Annotated in this window: 22 protein-coding genes; 14 read left to right on the top strand and 8 right to left on the bottom strand. The window is 65.4% G+C overall.

Translation table 11 applies throughout. From position 1 onward, the window contains the following. Nucleotides 1–130 precede the first annotated feature (130 nt). Nucleotides 131–400, top strand: coding sequence for a helix-turn-helix domain-containing protein (locus ACQR0Z_RS07055; protein WP_434862373.1), 270 nt, complete (start codon nt 131–133; stop codon nt 398–400). Nucleotides 401–561: 161 nt separating this feature from the next. Continuing rightward, complete coding sequence (locus ACQR0Z_RS07050; protein WP_434918154.1) at nt 562–1,086, top strand: collagen-like protein; 525 nt, start codon at nt 562–564, stop codon at nt 1,084–1,086. Between the two features lie 30 nt (nt 1,087–1,116). Here ACQR0Z_RS07050 and ACQR0Z_RS07045 read toward each other — a convergent pair whose 3' ends face one another. Beyond that, entirely contained in the window at nt 1,117–1,389 is a 273-nt protein-coding gene (locus ACQR0Z_RS07045; RefSeq protein WP_434918153.1) for a DUF2277 domain-containing protein, read from the bottom strand. 93 nt (nt 1,390–1,482) lie between these two features. On the opposite strand from ACQR0Z_RS07045, the gene ACQR0Z_RS07040 reads away from it, so the two are divergent. The 7 genes from ACQR0Z_RS07040 to ACQR0Z_RS07010 all read left to right on the top strand — a co-directional run bounded on the left by ACQR0Z_RS07040 (nt 1,483) and on the right by ACQR0Z_RS07010 (nt 8,642). Continuing rightward, the gene (locus ACQR0Z_RS07040; RefSeq protein ID WP_434918152.1) at nt 1,483–2,544 is read left to right on the top strand and encodes an alpha/beta fold hydrolase; all 1,062 of its coding nucleotides are present in this window, start codon (nt 1,483–1,485) and stop codon (nt 2,542–2,544) included. A gap of 18 nt (nt 2,545–2,562) precedes the next feature. Then, on the top strand, nt 2,563–2,916 hold the full coding sequence (locus ACQR0Z_RS07035; RefSeq protein ID WP_434862369.1) for a hypothetical protein: 354 nt from the start codon (nt 2,563–2,565) through the stop codon (nt 2,914–2,916). A gap of 36 nt (nt 2,917–2,952) precedes the next feature. Next, complete coding sequence (locus ACQR0Z_RS07030; protein ID WP_434918151.1) at nt 2,953–3,381, top strand: DoxX family protein; 429 nt, start codon at nt 2,953–2,955, stop codon at nt 3,379–3,381. 16 nt (nt 3,382–3,397) lie between these two features. After that, nucleotides 3,398–4,003, top strand: coding sequence for a pyridoxamine 5'-phosphate oxidase family protein (locus ACQR0Z_RS07025; RefSeq protein ID WP_434918150.1), 606 nt, complete (start codon nt 3,398–3,400; stop codon nt 4,001–4,003). Nucleotides 4,004–4,138: 135 nt separating this feature from the next. Further along, nucleotides 4,139–5,260, top strand: a complete 1,122-nt coding sequence (locus ACQR0Z_RS07020) for an efflux RND transporter periplasmic adaptor subunit (RefSeq protein ID WP_434918149.1) — start codon at nt 4,139–4,141, stop codon at nt 5,258–5,260. Continuing rightward, entirely contained in the window at nt 5,257–8,334 is a 3,078-nt protein-coding gene (locus ACQR0Z_RS07015; RefSeq protein ID WP_434918148.1) for an efflux RND transporter permease subunit, read from the top strand. Before ACQR0Z_RS07020 ends, ACQR0Z_RS07015 begins: the two co-directional genes overlap by 4 nt. Next, on the top strand, nt 8,331–8,642 hold the full coding sequence (locus tag ACQR0Z_RS07010; protein WP_434879524.1) for a DUF3240 family protein: 312 nt from the start codon (nt 8,331–8,333) through the stop codon (nt 8,640–8,642). The genes ACQR0Z_RS07015 and ACQR0Z_RS07010 overlap by 4 nt, the downstream gene beginning before the upstream one ends. A gap of 96 nt (nt 8,643–8,738) precedes the next feature. Here ACQR0Z_RS07010 and bfr read toward each other — a convergent pair whose 3' ends face one another. Together bfr and ACQR0Z_RS07000 are read right to left on the bottom strand one after the other, a co-directional pair. Next, nucleotides 8,739–9,224, bottom strand: a complete 486-nt coding sequence (gene bfr / locus ACQR0Z_RS07005) for a bacterioferritin (RefSeq protein WP_315717837.1) — start codon at nt 9,222–9,224, stop codon at nt 8,739–8,741. 119 nt (nt 9,225–9,343) lie between these two features. After that, the gene (locus ACQR0Z_RS07000; RefSeq protein WP_434918147.1) at nt 9,344–9,628 is read right to left on the bottom strand and encodes a (2Fe-2S)-binding protein; all 285 of its coding nucleotides are present in this window, start codon (nt 9,626–9,628) and stop codon (nt 9,344–9,346) included. A gap of 256 nt (nt 9,629–9,884) precedes the next feature. Here ACQR0Z_RS07000 and ACQR0Z_RS06995 point away from each other — a divergent pair, with 256 nt between their 5' ends. The 3 genes from ACQR0Z_RS06995 (at nt 9,885) to ACQR0Z_RS06985 (ending at nt 11,094) form a co-directional block, all read left to right on the top strand. Next, on the top strand, nt 9,885–10,235 hold the full coding sequence (locus ACQR0Z_RS06995; RefSeq protein ID WP_434862362.1) for a hypothetical protein: 351 nt from the start codon (nt 9,885–9,887) through the stop codon (nt 10,233–10,235). Nucleotides 10,236–10,253: 18 nt separating this feature from the next. Beyond that, complete coding sequence (locus ACQR0Z_RS06990; RefSeq protein ID WP_434862361.1) at nt 10,254–10,595, top strand: hypothetical protein; 342 nt, start codon at nt 10,254–10,256, stop codon at nt 10,593–10,595. A gap of 217 nt (nt 10,596–10,812) precedes the next feature. Then, nucleotides 10,813–11,094: a hypothetical protein gene (locus ACQR0Z_RS06985; RefSeq protein WP_006615582.1), complete on the top strand. Its 282-nt coding sequence runs from the start codon at nt 10,813–10,815 to the stop codon at nt 11,092–11,094. Nucleotides 11,095–11,175: 81 nt separating this feature from the next. On the opposite strand, the gene ACQR0Z_RS06980 is transcribed toward ACQR0Z_RS06985, so the two are convergent. From ACQR0Z_RS06980 to ettA, 4 genes are all read right to left on the bottom strand, one after another. After that, nucleotides 11,176–12,399 (bottom strand): lytic murein transglycosylase, encoded by a 1,224-nt coding sequence (locus ACQR0Z_RS06980; protein ID WP_434918709.1) that lies wholly within the window; start codon nt 12,397–12,399, stop codon nt 11,176–11,178. Between the two features lie 18 nt (nt 12,400–12,417). After that, on the bottom strand, nt 12,418–12,660 hold the full coding sequence (locus tag ACQR0Z_RS06975; protein WP_434862360.1) for a hypothetical protein: 243 nt from the start codon (nt 12,658–12,660) through the stop codon (nt 12,418–12,420). Nucleotides 12,661–12,717: 57 nt separating this feature from the next. Further along, nucleotides 12,718–13,299: a TIGR00645 family protein gene (locus ACQR0Z_RS06970; RefSeq protein ID WP_434862359.1), complete on the bottom strand. Its 582-nt coding sequence runs from the start codon at nt 13,297–13,299 to the stop codon at nt 12,718–12,720. Between the two features lie 141 nt (nt 13,300–13,440). Next, nucleotides 13,441–15,090: an energy-dependent translational throttle protein EttA gene (gene ettA, locus ACQR0Z_RS06965; protein WP_434879525.1), complete on the bottom strand. Its 1,650-nt coding sequence runs from the start codon at nt 15,088–15,090 to the stop codon at nt 13,441–13,443. Nucleotides 15,091–15,393: 303 nt separating this feature from the next. Between ettA and ACQR0Z_RS06960 the strand changes: the two genes are divergently transcribed. Continuing rightward, a complete protein-coding gene (locus tag ACQR0Z_RS06960) occupies nt 15,394–15,612 on the top strand; it encodes a hypothetical protein (protein WP_434918146.1) in 219 nt (72 codons plus the stop codon). A gap of 109 nt (nt 15,613–15,721) precedes the next feature. Further along, nucleotides 15,722–16,684, top strand: coding sequence for a D-2-hydroxyacid dehydrogenase family protein (locus tag ACQR0Z_RS06955; protein WP_434918145.1), 963 nt, complete (start codon nt 15,722–15,724; stop codon nt 16,682–16,684). Nucleotides 16,685–16,748: 64 nt separating this feature from the next. Here the strand turns inward: ACQR0Z_RS06955 and ACQR0Z_RS06950 are convergent, their stop codons facing one another. Further along, a complete protein-coding gene (locus ACQR0Z_RS06950) occupies nt 16,749–17,957 on the bottom strand; it encodes a L,D-transpeptidase family protein (protein WP_434918144.1) in 1,209 nt (402 codons plus the stop codon). Nucleotides 17,958–18,135 lie beyond the last annotated feature (178 nt).

The raw sequence follows: 18,135 nt of genomic DNA, 5'->3' as shown, positions 1-18,135 counted from the left end.
TCGCTGCGCCCCCGTGTTAAGGCCCCGTTAACCTTGTCCGACCACGGTGATTTACGGGCTGGATGTTTAGTTGGTCTCGATGTTTTCGCGTCGTCTCGAGCGTCGGCGCGGGCGTTGATCGGGAGGAGTTATGTCGCAAGAGTTGTCAGCCGATACCGCAAGTCCCTCACTCGTACCCCTCGTCATGCCGCCGTCGCCATCGGCTGCGGAGGTTCTGCCGCTGTTGATCGGCACGCCCTTGTCGGAGATCGAGCGCGAGCTCATCGTCCAGACCTTGGCGCGCTGCAATGGCAATCGCACCCACGCCGCAAGGCTGCTCGGCATGCCCGTACGCACCCTGCGCAACAAGATCCGCAGCTACACGGCCGACGGCATCGCGGTGCCCGCCTATACGGCCTGATCCAACGGCGACCGCCCGATATCCCATCGAGTGGAACTCATCAGGATGCGTCGCCGATTGATGTTGATCAGTCGGCCTCGCAGCCCTCCTGCAATTGCTGCGATCATCACGGCTCTGTTAGGCTTTGCCGCGAATCAGAGCTTGGTAGCGGAGTTGCGGTAGTGGCAAGGAATCCGGCCGGACGCGGCCTGCAGGGCCCGGTGGGTCCACGTGGCCCGCAAGGGCAGCCCGGACGGCGCGGACCGGATGGTCAGCGCGGCAAGCCCGGCCCCGACGGCAAGCCGGGAGCTCAGGGCAAACCTGGTCCACAAGGCCCACGCGGCGAACAAGGTCCGCCGGGCAAGCCGGGTCCCGAAGGACCTCAGGGCCCTCGCGGTGAACAGGGGCCGCCCGGCACCTTGCCGACGATCGATCAGCTGATGCCCTGGCTCGAGCAGATCTTCGCCGCCTATGACGACTACAAGCGCAACCGGGATCGCGAGGCGCATGAGCGCGACGCGCAGCTGATCGCCGTGCGCGACATCTTCGCTTCGACCGAGCACGACGAGGCGCTGGAAGAGGCGTTCGAGGACGACGATCCGCACGAGATCGACGTTCCCAAGAAGAAGAAAAAGAAGAAGGGCAAGAAAAACAAGAAGCACGGCAAAAAGGCCGCCGCGCGCGAGGATCAGGACGACGAGTTCTGAGGCGCTCGCCCTGCTGTGGCGCCCGCCGGCTCAGCGCGGTCCGAACCGCGCCGCCGACCGCTCCCGCGCCTTGGCCGCCTCGATTTCGCGGTCGCGCGGCGGAGCCTGGGTGTGCAGCGAGGTCAAGAGCCGCCGCGCCGCGTTGGCGACGTCCTCGACCGCGGTTGCGAAGGCGGCCTCGTTGGCCTGCGACGGCGTGTTGAAGCCTGAGAGCTTGCGCACGAACTGCAGCGCCGAGGCCTGGATTTCAGCCTCCGTGGCCGGTGGCTCGAAATTGAACAGCGTCTTGATGTTGCGGCACATGGCGGGTGGATTCCGGTGCTGAACGACGTCCTCGACCGTGCTATCATGCCCCGGACGCGATCGAAAGAGTCGCGCAGAGATCAGGGGGAATGCATGCTTCGACCGCTTGCCGCCGCTTTTGCCGCAATCATCGTTTCTTGCGCACCGGCCTTGGCCGCCGACTACCCCGCGCCGAAGCAGGGCGACGTCGTCATCAAGGATTTCAAGTTTCACACCGGCGAGACGCTGCCGGAGCTGAAGCTGCACTACACGACCGTCGGCGAGCCCACGGGCCAGCCCGTGCTGGTGCTGCACGGCACCGGCGGCTCCGGGGCCAGCATGCTGGGGCCGACCTTCGCCGGCGAATTGTTCGGCAAGGACCAGCCGCTCGACGCGAGCAAATACTACATCATCATCCCCGACAGCATCGGCCACGGAAAATCGTCGAAGCCGTCGGATGGGATGAAGACCAAATTCCCGGCCTATGACTATGCCGACATGGTCGATGCCCAGCACCGGCTGCTGACCGAGGGGCTCGGCATCAAGCATGTCAGGATGATCATCGGCAATTCGATGGGCGGCATGCACAGCTGGGTGTGGGCGACGCGCTATCCGGAGTTCATGGACATCGCCGTGCCGATGGCCTCGCAGCCGACGGAGATGGCGGCGCGCAACTGGATGCTGCGGCGGATCATGCTGGAGACGATCCGCAACGATCCCGACTACAATGGCGGCAACTACACGACCCAGCCGCGGATGATGAAATACGCCGTCACGGCCTATGGCACCGCGACCGCCGGCGGCACGATCGCCTATCAGGTGGCAGCGCCCACGGCGGCCAAGGCCGACAAGCTGGTCGAGGAGCGCCTCGGCACGCCCATTCCCACCGATGCGAACGACTTCCTCTATCAGTGGGGCTCGTCGCAGGACTACAATCCGTCCGCCGATCTCGACAAGATCAAGGCGACCGTGCTCCTGATCAACTCGGCCGATGACGAACGCAATCCGCCGGAGACCGGCGTTACCGCGGACGCCATGAAACGCGTCGCCAACGGCAAGGTACTGCTGATCCCGGCGTCGGCGGAGACCCGCGGCCATCTCACCACCGGCTTTGCCAAATTCTACGTCGAGGCGCTGCGCGAGTTGCTCGCGACGGCGCCGCAGCGCGGCATGTAGCGGGGGAAGGAGCCTCGAATGCGCGGAATCGTTCTGGCCGTTCTGATGCTCGGGGCGCTCGCCTCCGCACCCGTCGCGCTCGCCGTCGACAACGGCCAGTTCGAGAACGTGCCCCCGGACATCCGCGCCTGGTTCAAGAGCGTGATCGCGCCCAACGGCGTCCCCTGCTGCGATGTCTCCGACGGTCACCGGACCACCTACGACGTCCGCGACGGCACCTATTGGGTGCCGATCGAGGGCCGCTGGATGGCCGTGCCCGAGCGCGCCATCATCCGCGACCGCGGCAACCCGATCGGCGAGGCGGTGGTGTGGTACGTCCACCATCGCGGCGATATCATCATCAGCTGCTTCGTTCCGGCGGATGCCGTGTGACATGAACGCAGCGAGGTCCGCGCATGGGACAGCGACATGACGGAGGCACCGCGCGACGATCGGCGCCGTGCCGTGATGCGCTGGCTGATGGCGGCATTCTACGCGGCCGCCGGCATCGCGCATCTGGCGATCCCCGAGCCGTTCCTGCGGATCACGCCGTCCTTCGTTCCGTTCGCCCCGCAGGTCATTCTGCTCACAGGCATCTGCGAACTCGCGGGCGCGGCCGCGCTGGTGACGACACCGATGCGGCGCTGGGCGGGGATCGGGCTCGCGGCTTACGCGATCTGCGTGTGGCCCGCGAACTTCAAGCATGCGTTCGAGGCGATCGACCTGCCGTTGCTCGGCAGCAGCTGGCTCTATCACGGCCCGCGACTGGCGTTCCAGCCCGTGCTGGTGTGGTGGGCGCTGTACAGCGCCGGCATCATCGATTGGCCCTGGCGCCGTCCACCTGATCACGTGAAATAATTCGAGGAGCCGAGCCGTGAGCGCCCCAGCCGATAACGATCTCGCAGCGATCTATCCGAAGCCTCATGAGCGCGTGCTCGCGAAGGTGCGCCCCGGGCTCGACGTCCACAGCCGGACATTCATCACGATGTCGCCGTTCTGCGTGATGGCCACCGCCGGCCTCGACGGCAGCGTCGATGCCTCGCCGCGCGGCGGTCATCCCGGCTTCGTCCAGATCGACGGCGACCAGCGGCTGCTGCTGCCGGACCGTCCCGGCAACAACCGCATCGACAGCCTGCGCAACGTGACGGAAGGCTCCGGCCAGGTGCAACTGATCTTCTTCGTGCCCGGCCTCAACGAGACCCTGCGCGTCGGCGGCACCGCCGCGCTGTCGACAGATCCCGATCTTCTGGCGCAGCTCGAAGAGTTCGGCAAACCGCCGCGCGCGGCGCTCGTGATCACCGTGCAAGAGGTCTACTTCCATTGCGGCAAGGCGATCATGCGCGCGAAGCTCTGGTCGCCGGATGCGAAGGTCCCGCGCTCGGCGATGCCGAGCATTAGCGATATCATCTATGATCAGACCAAGCTCGGCGCGCCGGAGGCTCAGGACGTGATCGATGCGCGTTGGCGCGAGCAGCTGTGAGTTCCGCTGCTGCCACTCATTTGCAGTCGCGATCAGTCAAGTAAACCACCGTGCTCACGCAGCTGTGCAGGTGCGGAGCGAGAGGAAGTTGGGTATGAAGCGCGTCATCGCATCCAGCTGAGATTCCTCATCACCATGACCGGGCGTTTTGTTCGATCGACTGCAGCGCCCCTCGCGCGCGCCCTCCTGGCGCTCGCGCTGTCGGCCATCGTGGGCGCGGCGGCGGCCGATGAGGAGCTGAAACTCACGCCGGAGCAGGCGCAGAATCTCGGCGTCCGTGTCACGCATCCGATCTCGAGCCGGCTCGACAAGACGCTTCCCTACCCCGCGCAGCTCGTCATTCCGACACCGCAGCTCTGGGTCGTCAGTGCGCCGGTGTCGGGCATGATCACCAATCTCGCCGTCGCCCGCGGCGATCGCGTGGCGGTCGGCCAGCCGCTGCTGACGATGGAAAGCCCGAGCTTCGTATCGCTGCAGCGGGACTATCTGCATGCGCTGGCGCAGGAGGTGCTCGCGGTTCAGCAACTCAAGCGCAATGCGGACCTGTACGACGGCAAGGCGATCCCGCAGCGCGTTCTGGAGTCTAGCCAGGCCGAGGCGCGACAGGCCAGCATCGTGGTGGCCGAGCGGCGGCAGATGCTGCATCTCAGCGGGCTGTCAGACGAGGCGATCTCGCGGCTGTCCAACGAGGCCGCGATCAGCACGACGCTCACCGTGACCGCGCCGCGCGCGGCGTCGGTGGTCGAGATCACGGTATCGCCGGGCCAGCGCCTCGAGCAGGCCGCCTCGCTGGTGAAGCTCGCACGGCTGTCGCCGCTGTGGGCGGAGATCGCGATACCTGCCACCAGCATCGGCGCCATCAAGACCGGCGCCAGGGTCGACATCGACGGCTACGCGACGCCTGGTCAGGTGATCCTGGTGTCCGAGACGACGGACGCGGCGACGCAGACCATCCTGGTGCGCGCCGAAATTCCGAACAACGGCGAGCTGCATCCCGGCCAGATGGCGGCCGCGCGCATCGGCTTCATCTCTGCCGGCGAGAGCGCCTGGGAAATTCCCTATAGCGGTCTCGTCCGCCGCGGCGACCAGGCCTCGGTGTTCGTCGCCACGCAGGGCGGCTTCCGCCTCGTCGCGGTGACGCTGCTCGCCGAGGACCAGGATCACGTCGTCATCTCCGGGCCCATCACCGACAAGGACGACATCGCCACCGGCGGCATCTCCGCGCTGCGCGGCATTCTCGCGCGGCTGGGACAATGATGCTGAAGCGCCTGGTCGCTTTCGCGCTGTCGCAGCGGCTGTTCGTCCTGCTGAGCACACTGCTGGTGATCGGCGCGGGCGCCGTGGTGCTGCCGAGCCTTCCAATCGACGCCTTTCCCGACGTCTCGCCTGTGCAGGTGAAGATCATCATGAAGGCGCCCGGGCTCACGCCCGAGGAGGTCGAGCAGCGCATCACCGTGCCGATCGAACTGGAACTGCTCGGGCTGCCGAACAAGAAGATTTTGCGATCGGCGACGAAGTACGCTCTCGCCGACATCACCGTCGATTTCGAGGATGGCACCGATATCTATTGGGCGCGCAATCAGGTCTCGGAGCGACTGTCGAATGTTTCGCGCGACTTTCCGGAAGGCGTGAGCGGCGGCCTCGCGCCGATCACGAGCCCGCTGGGCGAGATGTTCATGTTCACGATCGACAGTCCCGACCTGTCGCTTGCGGAGCGGCGGACTCTGCTCGACTGGGTGATCAGGCCGGCGCTGCGCACCGTGCCGGGCGTGGCCGACGTCAATTCGCTCGGCGGCTATGTCCGCGCGTTCGAGATCGTGCCGCGCAATGATGCGCTGGCAGCGCGCGGAATTTCCTCGGAGCTGTTCCGCAAGGCCATCGAAGCCAACAGCCGCAACGACGGCGCGGGACGCGTCAACCAGGGCGAGGACAGCGCGCTGGTCCGCATCGAAGGCAGCATCCGCGGCATCGACGACATCAAGGCCATCGTGGTCGACACACGCGACGGCATCCCGATCCGGGTCAGCGACGTCGCCCGCGTCAAGATCGGCGCCCTCACCCGCTATGGTGCGGTGACGATCGACGGCAAGGGCGAAACGGTCGAGGGGCTGGTGCTGGGCCTGCGCGGCGCCAATGCCGGACAACTGGTCCGCGATGTCCGCGCCCGGCTGGAGCAGCTGAAGCCCACGCTGCCCGCGAGCGTCAGCATCAACGTGTTCTACGACCGCAGCCGGCTGGTCAACCGCGCCGTCGGCACGGTCGTCCGGGCGCTCGCCGAGGCGACTGTGCTGGTCGTCGTGCTGCTGCTGCTGTTCCTCGGCAATTGGCGGGCATCGCTGGTGATCGCGCTCAGCCTGCCGCTCGCGATCATGATCGCGCTGATCGTGATGTGGGCCGTCGGCATGTCCGCCAACCTGATGAGTCTCGGCGGTCTCGCGATCGCGATCGGCATGCTGATCGACGCGTTGGTCGTCGTGGTCGAGAACATCGTCGGCAATCTCGGCAAGCACGACCGCGCGAGCACGACGCCGCTCGTCCACATCGTCTACCGTTCCGTCTGCGAGGTCCTGCAGCCGGTCGCCTCCGGCGTCCTGATCATCATCATCGTCTTCGTCCCGCTGCTGACGCTGCAGGGGCTGGAGGGCAAGCTCTTCATCCCGGTCGCGCTCGCCATCATCTTCGCGCTCGCCGCGTCGCTGCTGCTCGCGCTGACGGTGCTTCCGGTCGCGACCTCCTTCGTCGTCACATCCGCATCGCACGAGGATCCGTGGCTGATCCGGGCCGCGCAGCGCATCTATGCGCCGGCATTGGAATGGGCGCTCCGGAACGAACGCAAGGTCATTGTTGCCGCGCTCGCCGCCCTCATCGCCGCGGGATACGGCTACGCTCAGCTCGGCAAGACCTTCATGCCGACGATGGACGAAGGCGACATTATCGTCAGCGTCGAAACGCTTCCGTCCGTCAATCTCGACGAATCGCTTGCCATCAACGCCCGACTACAGACGGCCCTGATGAAGGTGCCAGATGTCGCCGGCATCATCGCGCGCACCGGCTCCGACGAACTCGGTCTGGATCCGATGGGACCGAACCAGACCGATACCTTTCTCGTGCTCAAGCCGGCGGAACAGAGGCAAAGCACGGATCGCGACGCGCTGCTGCACAAGCTGCGCGAGGTCCTGAGCGGCTTCCCCGGCGTCTCGCTCAGCTTCACGCAGCCGATCGACATGCGCGTGCAGGAAATGATCAGCGGCGTTCGCGGCGACGTCGCGGTCAAGATCTTCGGGCCTGATATCGGTAAGCTGAACGAGATCGCCGCAAAGCTCTCATCCATCCTGTCCGAGGTCGAGGGCTCGCAGGACGTCTACACGACGTTGAACGAGGGGGCGCAGTACTACACGATCGCCGTCAACCGGATGGAGGCTGGCCGCCTTGGACTGACGGTGGACTCCATCGCCGCCTCGCTGCGCACGCAGATCGAAGGCCGAACGATCGGCACCGCGCTCGAGGAGGGACGCCGGACGCCGATCCTGGTTCGTGGCGGCGAGATCACGCGGCAGGCGCCGACGATGCTGGCATCGCTGCCGCTGACGCTGGCATCGGGCCAGCATGTCGCGCTCTCTCAAGTGGCGCGCATCCAGCGGGTCGATGGCCCGGTGAAGATCGACCGCGAGGACGGCAACCGCATGAGCGTGGTGCGCAGCAATGTCCGGGGACGCGATATGGTCGGCTTCGTACAGGCCGCCCAGCAGAGGGTTGCAGCCGAACTGCCGCTGCCAGCGGGATATCGGCTGACCTGGGGCGGCCAGTTCGAGAATCAGCAACGCGCCGCCGCGCGGCTCGCGATCGTCGTGCCGGTCGCGATCGGTCTGATCTTCGTGCTGCTGTTCACGACGTTCGGCTCCGTGCGTCAGGCTCTGCTGGTGCTCGTCAACATCCCATTCGCCCTGATCGGCGGCGTCTTCGCGCTGGTGTCGACCGGCGAATATCTGTCGGTGCCCGCATCGGTCGGCTTCATCGCACTGCTCGGAATTGCTGTGTTGAACGGCGTGGTCCTGGTGTCCTATTTCAACCAGCTGCGCGCCCACGGGCTGTCGGAGCAGCGCATCGTGATCGACGGCGCGCGGCGCCGACTGCGGCCGGTGCTGATGACCGCGAGCATCACCGCGCTCGGCTTGATACCGCTGCTGTTCGCAACCGGTCCGGGATCGGAGGTGCAGCGTCCGCTCGCGATCGTGGTGATCGGCGGCTTGCTGTCGTCCACGCTGCTCACGCTGATCCTGCTGCCGATCCTGTACCGCCGCTACGGCGCAAGCGCCAAGGAGGCGACATGACCGGCCAAGCCGTCTGCCTCACGTTGATCGTGCCCCAGGGGCTTCGTGCGGAGGTGCTCGATCATCTCGCAGAGCAGACTGATCTGGTCACGGGCTTTACCGCGTCGGAGGCCGCCGGCCATGGCGCGCGCGCCCGGCTGCGCAGCCCCTCGGAACGGGTCCAGGGACATGCCAACGAGATTGTCGTGCAGATCGTACTTCAGGAGAAGGATCTCGAGCGGCTGCTGCAGCGGCTCGGAAGCGCGTTTGCGGGAACACAGCTGGTCTATTGGGCCGTTCCCGTCATCGCATTCGGCATCATCGACTGAGCGCCTGCAATGTCGCGGAGGCGGTCGATTCAAGGCAAGTTACGAAGCCCTGAACCGACCGTGTTCCGCAGGAGAGACGCCGTCTGGCCGTGACCGTCAGTGCTCGCTCTCGAGCCCGCCGACGTGCTTCTGGGTGTAGAGCTCGAGGCCGATGCGGTTGATGAGGTCGAGCTGAGTCTCGAGGAAATCGATGTGATGCTCCTCGTCCTTCATCAGCTGCTCGAACAGGTCGCGCGAGACGTAGTCCTTCACGCCATGGCAGTAGGTCGCAGCTTCCTGATACAGCGTCCGCGCGCCGATCTCGGCGGCGAGATCGCACTCGATGATCTCCTTGACGTTCTGGCCGATGCGCAAGGGATCGAGCACCTGCATGTTCGGGAATCCGTCGAGGAAAAGGATGCGGTCGGTGAACTTGTCGGCGTGCTCCATCTCCTCGATGGATTCCTTGCGCCAGACCTTCGCCATGTCGAGAAGGCCCCAGTTGTTCAGCAGGCGATAGTGCAGCCAATATTGGTTGATGGCAGTCAGTTCGCTGCGCAATCCCTTGTTGAGATATTCAATGACCTTGGGGTCGCCCTGCATAGATAAGCTCCGAAAAGTTTGAGGCCGCAGGCGCTCAATAACAGGTTCGAAGTGCGGAGACGACCCCCGTTCATGTGCATTTTTCGGGCGGAGAGCGACGCGCGGGAGGGCAGCGGCGGTCAGCAGGCGGCGAGGGCGAACCGGCTCTGGAGGCCGTCCTCGACGGCCTGCACCGGCGCTTGCGCATGCTGATGGGCATGCTGGCAGCCGCTCTGGCACGCACGCGCACAGGGACCCAGGGCTTCATCGATGATCGTCTTGATCGTACGCGCACAGCGTCCGCATTCCGCGCTGCAGCCAAGGCAGCCATAGACCTGCTTGGGGCTCCGCGGCAATTCGTCCGAGGAGGTCACAGCCTTGCGGATGTCGTGATCGCTGATGACGTTGCAGGAACAAACAATCATGAGAAACCGGCCAATCGTCGTTTGGTCCGCTATCGATAGTCATCCGCAGCTACCCGCGCAAAGGGAAAACCGCGCTTTTGAAGCTATTCCAATCTGTCGTGCAACCTAGAATGATTTCAGAGTAGGACGTTGCTGCAGATCAAAGTCGTCAGCAATTGAAGCTCGCGATCATCGGCGGTCTTAGTCGCCGCCTCCTCCGTCCCCGCCACCTCCATCGCTTCCTCCCCCATCGCCGCCGCTGTCCATCGGGTTGCCCATGGCGTCGACCGAGGTATTCGAAAACCAGCTGGCGAGGCTGAAGCCCTGGCCGGAGGTCGATGAGGTCGCCGTGTCGGAGGTCGCGGTGTCAGATGACCGGCGCCGGCGCGGTTGCTGGCGATCGGATCTGACCAGCAGTACCCAGCACAAGGCCGATGTCAGCCCAACGGCCACGGCGATAGCCATCGCCGGCGTCATGACTGGTCCGAGCCGCAGGAAAATTTTGTGCAATGCAGCATTTGAACGTATCCTGTCTATGGGTCGTCCAATGGGACGAGCCCGTTCATTGATCATTCAAGCGGGATGTGAAAACGTGCCGCATCACCCGATGCGCCATCTGCCGACCTGAAGTGAAAGAGGTAAGGTCATGAAGAAGACTCTCGCGGCCCTGGCCGCCGTCGCGACCCTGTCGAGCGCAGCGCTGGCGCCTGCTCCGGCCGAAGCGCGTAATGGTCGCGTTGCCGCCGGCGTGGCAGCGGGCCTGATCGGTGGTGCGCTCATTGGTGGTGCGATCGCCGCCGGCAGCAATCCCTATTACTACGGCCCCGGGTACTCCTACTCCCCTGGCTACTCCTACGGCCCGGGATACTCGTATTACGGAGGCGGCCCTGCCTATGTGGCCGATCCCGGCTACGCCTGCTACTGGCAACGCCAGCGCTTCTGGGATGGTTATGGCTGGCGCATCCGCCGCGTCCGCGTGTGCGAGTGATCGTTCACCAACATTAATTCCATGAAGCGGCGGCGGAAAACGCAAAATCCGCTGTCCGCAGGGCCAGAAAAAACCGTTTTTCCGTCGCATCAGGTCGGACAGAGTTTACGAAGGGTTGACGGATTATCGTGTTTTCTCAGCGATGCTGATGGCCCTGATCGTGCGTGAATCACCAACCCGGCGCTCCCCGAGGGCGCTCTCCAGGAGATCTTGGAACATGAAGAAGATCCTGACCGCGGTGCTCGCGGTTGCGACTATCGCAGGTTCGCTGAGCGTCACTGCACCGGCTGCGAAGGCCGGCGACGTCGGCGCGGGCGTTGCGGCTGGTCTGATCGGCGGCGCGCTGATCGGTGGCGCGATTGCCTCCAGCCGTCCGGCCTATGGCGGTCCGGTCTATGTCGAAGCCCCTCCGCCGGCCCCGCCGCCGTGCGTGTGGCGCCGTGAGCGCTATTGGGACGGCTACGGCTGGGTGTCCCGCCCGGTTCGCGTCTGCTACTGAGCCAGACGACCATTTCTCTTCGAAAAGCCCGGCCGAGAGGCCGGGCTTTTTGCTGCCGGACTCGCGCAAATCGTCGGCACGCTACCGCGCGGCCTCGATTGCCTGCAGCACCGATTCACTCGGCCAGCAATCCAGCTTCAGGCCGGCCCTCTTTTGAAAGGCGCCGAGCGCGGCGCGTGTCTGCATGCCGGCCTTGCCGTCCAGCTTGTCGCCATAGAGGCCGAGCCGCGTCAGCCCCTTCTGCATCGCCTCGACATCCTTGCTGCGCAGCTGCTTCGAGGCCGCCCAAGGCGTCGCGAAGGCGGCGGGGCTGGTCATGCGATCGGCGAGGTGGCCGACGAACAGCACATACAAATCCGAGAAATTGTATTCCTTGATGACGAAGTAGTTCGCCGTCGTCAGGAACGCCGGGCCGTAGATGCCCTCGGGCTGCAGCAGCGAGGCCGGCTGCTGCTGCTCGGCCGCGCCGAGCCGCTGGCCTCGCACGGGAACGAAGCCCGCGCGCAGCCAATCCGCGATCGGCTTCTTCACCTCGGGCACGCCCATGGTGCAGTCGACATTGGCCGGCGGCTTGACCTCATAGGCCCAGCGCACGCCGCGTTGCCAGCCCTTGTTGGCGAGCTGCTGCGCGGCGGAGCCCAGCGCATCGGGGACCGACCGCCAGAGATCGACCTTGCCGTCGCCGTCGAGGTCGACGCCGTGCTTGTAGTACTCCGACGGCAAGAACTGGGTCAGGCCGACGGCACCGCCCCATGACGCCCGGAGATCGCGGCGCGAGACCACACCGTCGCTCAGCATCTTCAGCGCCATGATGAACTCGGTGCGGTACTGGTCCTTGCGGCGGCCGACATAGGCCTGCGTCGCCAGTACGCGCAGCGCGTCATAGGGCAGCGCGTAACGGCCAAAATCCGTCTCGCGGCCCCAGATCGCGAGCACGATCGGCCCGGGCACGCCGAAGCGGCGCTCGATCTCGGCGAGCGCCGGACGATATTGCTGAATCAGTTGCTGGCCATGCGCGGCCAGCCGCGCGATCGAGGCTTCCTTGATGTAGTCGGCGGGGACCTGCACGAACTCGGCCTGCGCCGGCGCACCCGTCGCTGGACGGCCCGGTAGCAGCAGGTCGGGGAGCTTGTAGTCGGGCTCCAGCCCCTGCGTTTCGCGTTCGAACGTTGCCCGCGACACGCCCTGCTCCTTGGCCTCTGGCCAGAGCGAGGCGACGAATTGCGTGAAGGCGGGGTCGGCGGCGTACGCGACCGATAGGAACGGTGAAACTGCGAGCAGAAGCAAAGCCACGAGCGTGCGCAACAACACTGCGGCGTCCGCCTAAGCTTCTGTCAATTCGAGGCGCTTCTCTACACGCTCCAAACGTCCCCCAACACGATCAACGCGCTCCGAAAGCTCGGCGATCCGAACGTGAACCTGCCCGAGCTCAACGTGAACGTGGGCAACTTCGCGCTCAAGTCCACCGACGCGCTGCTTCACCTCGCGGACATCCTCGCGAAGCAAATCGAGCGTCCCGCGGATAAGACGCAGATGTTCAAGGACGATGTTTTCCACTTCGGTCATGGCACAAGCCTACCACACCGCGAACAGAATGTGAACAACCTACTTGCGCTCCCCTCCTCAATGCCCCGCAGCCTGCTTCGCCTCCTCGATCGCGGCATTCGACAGCTTGTCGACCATGGCGATGCCGATCGCCGACAGGATGAACACCGTGTGGATGATGGTCTGCCACATCACGCCGGTTTCGGTGTAGGTCGACTTGCCCGACGACAGCGCACCGGCTTCGATGAAGGTGCGCAGCAGATGGATCGAGGAGATGCCGATGATCGCCATCGCCAGCTTGATCTTCAGCACGCTGGCATTGACGTGGCTCAGCCATTCCGGCTCGTCGGGATGGCCCTGCAGATTGAGCCTGGACACGAAGGTCTCGTAGCCGCCGACGATCACCATCACCAGCAGGTTAGAGATCATGACCACGTCGATCAGGCCGAGTACCGCGAGCATGATCTGCTGCTCGGAGAAATCGAAGGCGTGGGCGAACAGATGCCAGAGCTCCTTGAGAAACAGAACGACATAGACGCCCTGCGCGATGATCAAGCCGACATAGAGCGGCAGCTGCAGCCAGCGCGAGCCGAAGATCAGCATGGGAATCGGGCGCAGCGCGCCGCCCTTGGAGGACAGGGACGCGTCGGGAGAAGACATGATCGGGAATCTCGCAGGCTAGGATGGATGGCGGAACGTCTATCTACGCCATCGCATAGCACGCGGAAGCGACAACTGGTCGCAACGCGGGCGCGACGCTTTGTCCCGGAGCAGAGACAGCGTCGCGCCTCGTCATGGAGATCAGCGGGTCAGCTTCTTGTACTTGACCCGATGCGGGATCACGCTGTCCTGGCCGAGCCGGCGCATCTTGTCCTTCTCGTAGTCCTGGAAGTTGCCCTCAAACCATTCGACATGGCTGTCGCCCTCGAAGGCCAGCATGTGGGTCGCGATGCGGTCGAGGAACCAGCGATCGTGGCTGATGATGACGGCGCAGCCGGCGAAATCCTCCAGCGCCTCTTCCAGAGCCCGCAGCGTATCGACGTCGAGATCGTTGGTCGGCTCGTCGAGCAGCAGGACGTTGGCGCCGGACTTCAACATCTTGGCGAGATGCACGCGGTTGCGCTCACCGCCGGAGAGCGCCCCGACCTTCTTCTGCTGGTCGGCGCCCTTGAAGTTGAACGACGAGCAATAGCCGCGCGAGTTCACTTCCTTCTTGCCGAGCAGGATCAGCTCGTTGCCGCCGGAGATCTCCTCCCACACGGTCTTGTTGCCGTCGAGCGCATCGCGCGACTGGTCGACATAGCCGAGATGCACGGTCTCGCCGACGGTGATGGTGCCCGCGTCGGGCTTCTCCTGGCCGGTGATCATGCGGAACAGCGTGGTCTTGCCGGCGCCGTTCGGGCCGATCACGCCGACGATGCCGCCCGGCGGCAGCTTGAAGGTAAGATTGTCGATCAGCACGCGATCGCCGAAGCTCTTCGAGAGGCCCTCGAAGTCGACGACGTTCTGGCCGAGCCGCTCGGCGACGGGAATGATGATCTGCGCGGTCTGGGTCTGCTTCTCGCTGGCCTTCTTGAGCAGCTCCTCATAGCGCTGATAGCGCGCCTTCGACTTGGCCTGGCGCGCCTTCGGCGAGGCCGCGATCCACTCCTGCTCGCGCGCCAGCGTGCGCTGGTGCGCGGCCTCCTCGCGGCCCTCCTGCTCCAGCCGCTTCTGCTTCTGCTGCAGCCATGACGAGTAGTTGCCCTCGTAGGGAATGCCGCGGCCGCGATCGAGCTCGAGGATCCAGCTGGTGACGTTGTCCAGGAAGTAGCGGTCGTGGGTGACGATCAGGATCGCGCCGGGATAGTTGCGCAGATGGCCCTCGAGCCAGGACACCGATTCGGCATCGAGATGGTTGGTCGGCTCGTCCAGCAGCAGCAGGTCGGGCTGGTCGAGCAGCAGGCGGCACAACGCGACGCGGCGGCGCTCACCGCCGGACAGCTTGCTCACATCGGCGTCGTCGGGCGGGCACCGCAGCGCGTCCATCGCCTGGTCGACCTTGCTGTCGAGATCCCACAGGCCCTGGGCCTCGATCTCGTCCTGCAGCTTGGTCATCTCGTCGGCGGTTTCCTCGGAGTAGTTCATCGCCAGCTCATTGTAGCGATCGAGGATGGCCTTCTGCTTGCCGACGCCGAGCATGACGTTCTCGCGCACCGTGAGCTTGGGATCGAGCTGCGGCTCCTGCTCCAGATAGCCGACACGCGCGCCGTCCGCGACCCAGGCCTCGCCGGTGTAGTCTTTGTCGATCCCTGCCATGATCTTGAGCAGGGTCGACTTGCCTGAGCCGTTGACGCCGAGCACGCCGATCTTGGCGTCGGGATAGAACGACAGGTGGATGTTATCGAGCACCTTGCGGGTCGGGTAGGTCTTGGACAGACCCTGCATGAAGTAGACGAACTGGCGCGCCATCGCGTGTCCCTCAAAACCGGCTGAAATTTCGGAAAATGGTTGCCGCTGATGTAGCCGTGCGGTCACCAAAGGGCAACCGGAGAGCCCACCTCAAGCGGAACAATTGCCGGGACAATCCCGGGTCGTATCCGCCCGGCGCAGACCCGGCGCTCACGGACGACTACGGTTTCCTCACCATGTGTGCGGTCGATCACGACAATTGCAACCATCTTTTAATTAATTCGGCGGGAAACTCGGTCTCGGCCCGCAAGAACCGCGCGCCCAAGCGGCACAAGCCGCGACCGACAACAGCGAGAGCCCGTCATGGCAACCCTTACGTCAGTTTCACTGTCCGCCGCGGTGGCAGAACGCCAGAGCCGATCCGGTCTCCTCGCCGACGTCAGGGCTTTCTGGCGCGAATTTGTCGCCCGGGCCTTCAACCCGTATCGGCCGGAACTGCACTACATGCGCGGTCCAGGCCCCGCCTGGCGCGCGAAATACGGCAACGACGCAGCGTTCCGCCTCAAGGCTGATCTCGACTGATCTTGACCGGCGCACGGCTTGCGCCGCCCGCGCTTTGCGCGCAACGATGCCATCCATTCGCTGGCGACGGTCTCACGTCGCCGTTCCCTGCCCGAATGGATCCGGACCGATGACGCGGCTGCGCTGTGTAATTCTCGACGACTATTACGATACGGCCCTGTCGCTGGCGGACTGGCCCCGGCTGGCCGACAAGGTCGATGTCACGGCCTTCACCCATCCGTTCGACAGCGAGGATACGGCCGCCAGCGCGCTGGCCGAATTCGACGTCATCTGCGCGATGCGCGAACGGACGCCATTCCCACGCACGCTGATCGACCGGCTCCCCAAGCTGAAGCTCCTGATCACCTCGGGCATGCGCAATGCCGCGATCGACATGGAGGCAGCCAAGGCGCGCGGCGTCGTGATCTGCGGCACCCAATATGGCCGCGACCCGACCGCTCCTCTCACCATGGGCCTGATCCTGGAACTGACCCGCCGGATCGGCCAGGAGAATGCGCGGATGCATGCCGGCCAGCCCTGGCAGTCGCTGGGCGGGGTCGAGATCGAGGGCAAGACGCTCGGCGTGATCGGGCTCGGCAAGCTCGGCGGCAAGGTTGCCGGGCTCGCTCAGGCGTTCGGCATGAAGGTGATCGCCTGGAGCCCCAATCTCACGCCGGAGCGCTGTCAGGACGCCGGCGTCGGCTACGCGAGCAAGGAGGAGCTGTTCGCGACGGCCGACATCATCACCATCCACGTCGTGCTGAGCGAGCGCTCACGCGGGCTGGTCGGCGACGCCGACATCGGGCGGATGAAGCCATCCGCCTATCTGGTCAACACCTCCCGGGCTCCCATCATTGATGAGCCCGCGCTGCTGCGCGCCCTCCGCGAGAAGCGCATCGCGGGTGCCGCGCTCGACGTGTTCACAGTCGAGCCGCTGCCGGTCACGCATCCCCTGCGCAGGCTCGACAACGTCGTGCTGACGCCGCATCTCGGCTACGTCACGGAGGAAAGCTTCCGCGCCCATTACGGCCAGATGGTCGAGTGCATCGCCACTTGGCTCGGTGGGGCCGAGCCGCCACGCCGGCTCGCCTGACCCCCTTCCGAAACGAAAACACCCTCCGCGAGGAGGGTGTTTCGAAGCCATCGATCGCCGCTGCTCAGCGGATGGTCACCGGCGGAGGCAGCGGCTGCATCGTCGCCGGCTGGGCGGCCGGGACATTGGCCTGGGCCTGGACGGGGGCCGGCGCAGGCGCGCCGTTGGCTGCTGCCGCCATGTTCTTGTTCGATCCCGCCGGCGCGCCGCCCGGCATGACCACGACGCGGGTGCCGACCTTGACGCGCTCGAACAGGTCCGAGACGTCCTCGTTCAGCATGCCGATGCAGCCGGAGGACACGAACTTGCCGATCGTCGAGGGCTGGTTGGTGCCGTGGATGCGATACACGGTCGAGCCCAGATACATCGCGCGGGCGCCCAGCGGGTTGCCCGGACCACCGGCCATGAAGCGCGGCAGATAGGGCTGGCGCTCGATCATCTCGCTCGGCGGATACCAATCCGGCCACTCGGTCTTCTTGGTGATCTTCTGCACGCCGGTCCAGGTGAAACCTTCACGGCCGACGCGGACGCCGTAGCGCATCGCCCGGCCGTTGCCGAGCACCAGGTAGAGATAGGTGTTCGGGGTGTCGACGACGATCGTGCCCGGCGGCTCCTTGGTGACGAAGTCGACTTCCTGGCGACGCAGGTTGGCCGGCAGCGGCGCGGGCGCTGCATCCGGCTGCTCTTCCGGCGGCAAAGCCGCCACCGTCATCGGCCGATCGCCGGCCGGAGCCTGGGCCGTTCCCGGAACGGACGAGGCGCCGCCGACCGCGCCCGGAGGACGCAGTGCGCCGGCATCGCCGCCATAGGCCTGCTGCGATGAGGCCGGGCGATCCCCGTAGATCACCGGGGGCGGCCCTGCCGGCCTGCCGTAGCGGGGATCATCGGGAGACATCACCGGGCCGGTCGGCGCCGCGCCATAAACCGGAGCATTGGCCGGACGCCCGTAGCGGGGGTCATCCGGTGAGAGAACAGGGCCGCTCGGAGCGGCGGTCCCATACACGGGTCCGCTGGCAGGCCGTCCATAGCGCGGATCGTCCGGCGAGATCACCGGTCCGGGCGGCGGCAGCGCGGCGGAGTTGCCGGGCGCGTCCTCGTCGTCCAGCGCATCGAAATCCGGGTTATGTCCGCGCGCGTCGGTCGGGTAAGGAGTCGGCGCGGGCGAGTAGGCTCCCGGTGCAGTCTGATAGACCTGCTGTGCCTCGGCGAACGAAGTCGCCGCCGCGCCCGCCGCTGCGACCGCGCAAACCGTCAGAATGTGTCTGATCATCATCGCCCTTGCAGTATCCCCAAGCCGCCGATTGGGACCTTTGCTCCGCCAGATGGCCGAAGATAGCGGCGCATTCAAGACAATTCCGGCCGACGCGGTGCCATTTCGGCAAATTGTGATCACACCACCGTCGTTGCACGGAAGTCTCACGCCGCCGAAAAAGTGCAGCCAAGCTCCGGAT

It is taken from the genome of Bradyrhizobium sp. HKCCYLS3077, from assembly GCF_051167555.1.
GTDB lineage: Bacteria > Pseudomonadota > Alphaproteobacteria > Rhizobiales > Xanthobacteraceae > Bradyrhizobium.
The sequence above is the reverse complement of the archived record's forward strand: the minus strand, read 5'-3'. Positions and strand labels throughout refer to the sequence as shown.